Raw genomic sequence first — 3,533 nt, forward strand, 5'->3', positions numbered from 1 at the left:
CAGGGAGCCCTCGCCGCCGAAGGTGGCGCCCGCCTCCCGCCACGGCACGCCGGTGTCGATCAGCCGGAACACCTCGCGGACGGTGCCGCCGTAGCCGCGGTCCGGCTCGCGCCGCCACGCCTCGGCGAACTCCGACGCCAGGGTGTCGGAGTCGAGCGCCGGATCGGTACCGAGCCTGCGGGCCAGGTGCCCGGCGAGCACCAGTGCCAGGGCGGTGTCGTCGGTGTACGTCAGCGGCCGGTCGCCGCGCTCCACCGCGAGGATGTCCGCCTCGGTCACGTCCGGGTGCCCTTCGAACGGGGCGCCGAGCGCGTCACCGAGGGCGAGCCCCAGCAGCAGCCCCCGGGCACGGTCGAGCCGGGTGACCGTGGACATCTCCCACCTCCCGGGTCCGCGGGCACGGCGGTCACGGACCGTACGGGCAGGGTACCGTCCCGCGCGGGTATAGTCGTCCCGGTATGTCTGAACTCAGTTCGATGAGCCCGTCATGAGCGCGAAGCCTGTCCCGGGCGCCGCGGGCACCGCGACCGCCGGTGGGGAGGACGTGGCCGCCGAGGCCCGTCGCCGGCGCTCCTTCGCCGTCATCAGCCACCCGGACGCCGGGAAATCGACGCTCACCGAGGCACTGGCGCTGCACGCGCACGTGATCAACGAGGCGGGCGCGGTGCACGGAAAGGGCGACCGCGCGGGTGTGGTCTCCGACTGGCTGTCCATGGAACAGGACCGCGGCATCTCGATCACCTCGGCGGCGTTGCAGTTCGCCTACGGCGACACGGTGATCAATCTGCTGGACACCCCGGGCCACGCCGACTTCTCCGAGGACACCTACCGCGTGCTGTCCGCTGTGGACTCCGCGGTGATGCTGCTCGACTCGGCGAAGGGGCTGGAGCCGCAGACGTTGAAGCTGTTCGACGTCTGCCGCCACCGCGGCATTCCGGTGATCACGTTCATCAACAAATGGGACCGGCCCGGTCGCGAGGCGCTTCAGCTGTGCGACGAGTTGACCGAGCGGATCGGGCTCCAGCCGATGCCGTTGACCTGGCCGGTCGGGATCTCCGGGCACCTCAAGGGCGTCCTCGACGTCACCGACGGGTCGTTCGTGCGCTACGCCCCCACCGCGGGCGGGGCGAGACTCGCCGAGGACGAGCGGCTGGACGCCGACGCCGCCGGGGCGGAGTACGGCGACGAGTGGCACCGGGCCGTGGAGGAGACCGAGCTGCTGACCGCCTCCGACGGCGGGTTCGACGCCGCACGGTTCCTCGACGGCTCGGCTACGCCGGTGCTGTTCGGTGCGGCGGTGCGCAACTTCGGCGTGCAGCACCTGCTGGACCTGTTGGTCTCGCTCGCCCCGGCGCCGGAGCCGCGCCCGGACGTCGACGGGGACCCGCGTCCGCTGGACGCCGACTTCTCGGCGTTCGTGTTCAAGGTGCAGACCGGGATGGACCGGGCGCACCGCGACCAGGTGGCCTTCGCCCGCGTGTGCTCGGGGGTGTTCGAGCGGGGCATGGTGGTCACCAACGCGACCACGAAGAAGCCGTTCGCCACCAAGTACGCGCACCAGGTGTTCGGCTCCCAGCGTTCCACGGTGGAGACCGCGTATCCCGGTGACGTGATCGGCCTGGTGAACGCCTCGGCGCTGCGGGTGGGCGACACGCTCTACACCGGCAAACCCGCGGTGCGGTACCCCGGCCTGCCGAGCTTCGCGCCCGCCCACTTCGCCGTCGCCAGGCCCGCCGACCTGAGCAGGGCCAAACAGTTCCGCAAGGGTGTCGACCAGCTCGCCTCCGAGGGCGTCATTCAGGTGCTCACCTCGGACCTGCGCGGGGACGCCACGCCGGTGTTCGCCGCCGTGGGGCCGATGCAGTTCGAGGTCGCCGAACACCGCATGGCCCACGAGTTCAACGCGCCGGTGCGCCTTGACCGCCTGCCGTACTCGACCGTGCGCAGGCTGGGCGACCCGGCACAGCGCAAACTCGTGGACGGCGGCCGCAACAGCGAGGTCCTCACCCGCACCGACGGCGCCGACCTCGCCCTGTTCACCGACGACATGAGCATGCGCATCCTCCTCCGCACCCACCCGGACCTCTCCCTGGAACCCCTCGTCGCGGAAGGCACCTGACCGGGCCGGTCACCCTGCGTGTGTGCCGTGAAGGGCACTTTCCCTGCGTCCGACGCAGTGAATGTGCCCCTCGCTGCGTGACACGCAGGGAAGGTGCCCTTCACGGTTAACTCAGGAGGGGGAGGCATGCGGGGGAGTCTGGGGGCGTCCGGGTTTTACGGGTGGCACATTGTCGGGTTCTCGGCGTTGATGGTCGCCACGACCGCACCGGGGCAGACGGCGGCCGTGTCGGTGTTCATCGACCCGATGTTGGCCGACCTGGGGATCAGCCGCTCCGCGATCTCGACCGCCTATCTGGTGGGCACCCTGACCGGGGCGGTCGCGATGCCGTTCGTCGGGCGCGCGCTGGACCGGTTCGGGGTGCGCCGCGTCATGGCGGTGATCGGTGCGGTCTTCGCGCTCGCCCTGTGCGCGCTGTCCGCGGTGAGTTCGATCGTGGGACTGACGGCGGGGTTCGTCGCCATCCGCATGGCCGGGCAGGGCGCGCTCGGCCTGGCCGCGACGACCGCGGTCGCCCTGTGGTTCGACCGCAGGCGGGGCACCGCGATGGGGCTGGTCAACGCGGTCGGCGTCTCGCTGATCTCGCTGGCCCCGGTGCTGCTGGAGTCGCTGATCGCGCAGACCGGGTGGCGGCGCGCGTGGCTGATCGAGGGACTCGTCGTCGCCGCCCTGGTGCTGCCCGTCGCGCTGCTGGGGATGCGGGACCGGCCCGCCGACCTCGGCCAACGGCCGGACGGCGGGGTCACCGACGACGCGGCACCGCCCCGCCCGGCCTGGGGTCTCCCCCGTGCCGTGGCGCTGCGGACCCCGTTCTTCTGGACGGTCACCGGCGGAATCGCCGCCACCGGGATGCTGTCCACGGCGATCAACTTCCACCAGATCGATCTGCTCACCTCGCACGGTCTGAGCACCGTGGAGGCCGCCGCGAACTTCGTCCCGCAGACCGTGGCGAATCTCGTGTCGACGCTGGGCGTGGGCATGCTGGCCGACCGGCTGCGGAGCCGGACGCTCGTCGTGCTCGCCATGGCGTTCCTCGGCGGTGCACTGCTGTTGGGCACTTCGGTCACGCCGGGTCTGTCCGCCGTGGTGCTGGGCGTGTTGCTCGGCGCGGCGAACGGCAGTATCCGCGCCATCGAGGCCGCGACCTTCCCCCGGCACTTCGGCACCACCCACATCGGCGCGATCCGGGGAGTGGTCACCGGCGTCAGCGTGGGGTCCACCGCCTTCGGCCCGGTGCTGTTCGCCGTGCTGTACGAGGCCACCGGCAGCTACACACCCGCGCTGCTCGTGGCGCTTCCGCTGCCGCTGCTGGTGATCGTGGCGGCGGTGTTCGTGCGCCCGCCGGAGGTGCCCGCACCCGAGGGCCGGGCGGACACCGCCGGAATCCGCGCGGCCGGGGGCACGGCCACGCCCG

3 protein-coding genes are annotated in these 3,533 nt (G+C 72.1%); 2 read left to right on the top strand and 1 reads right to left on the bottom strand.

Annotated elements, in window-relative coordinates:
* On the bottom strand, positions 1-375 hold a 375-nt coding region (locus tag SACHA_RS0100235), incomplete at its 3' end, for an ADP-ribosylglycohydrolase family protein (RefSeq protein ID WP_019806243.1).
* 112 nt (positions 376-487) lie between these two features.
* Between SACHA_RS0100235 and SACHA_RS0100240 the strand changes: the two genes are divergently transcribed.
* Together SACHA_RS0100240 and SACHA_RS19510 are read left to right on the top strand one after the other, a co-directional pair.
* Positions 488-2,119 carry a peptide chain release factor 3 gene (locus tag SACHA_RS0100240; RefSeq protein WP_019806244.1) on the top strand — a complete coding sequence of 544 codons (1,632 nt, stop codon included), beginning with the start codon at positions 488-490 and terminating at the stop codon, positions 2,117-2,119.
* Between the two features lie 126 nt (positions 2,120-2,245).
* Positions 2,246-3,533 (top strand): MFS transporter (locus tag SACHA_RS19510; RefSeq protein ID WP_019806245.1); only part of this gene is annotated, 1,288 nt, incomplete at its 3' end.

The sequence above is a fragment of the Saccharomonospora halophila 8 genome, assembly GCF_000383775.1.
Classification (GTDB): domain Bacteria; phylum Actinomycetota; class Actinomycetes; order Mycobacteriales; family Pseudonocardiaceae; genus Saccharomonospora; species Saccharomonospora halophila.

Coding starts and splice junctions, on each gene's coding strand:
- SACHA_RS0100240 (WP_019806244.1), top strand. CDS start 488: ATGAGCGCGAAGCCTGTCCCGGGCGCCGCGGGCACCGCGACCGCCGGT.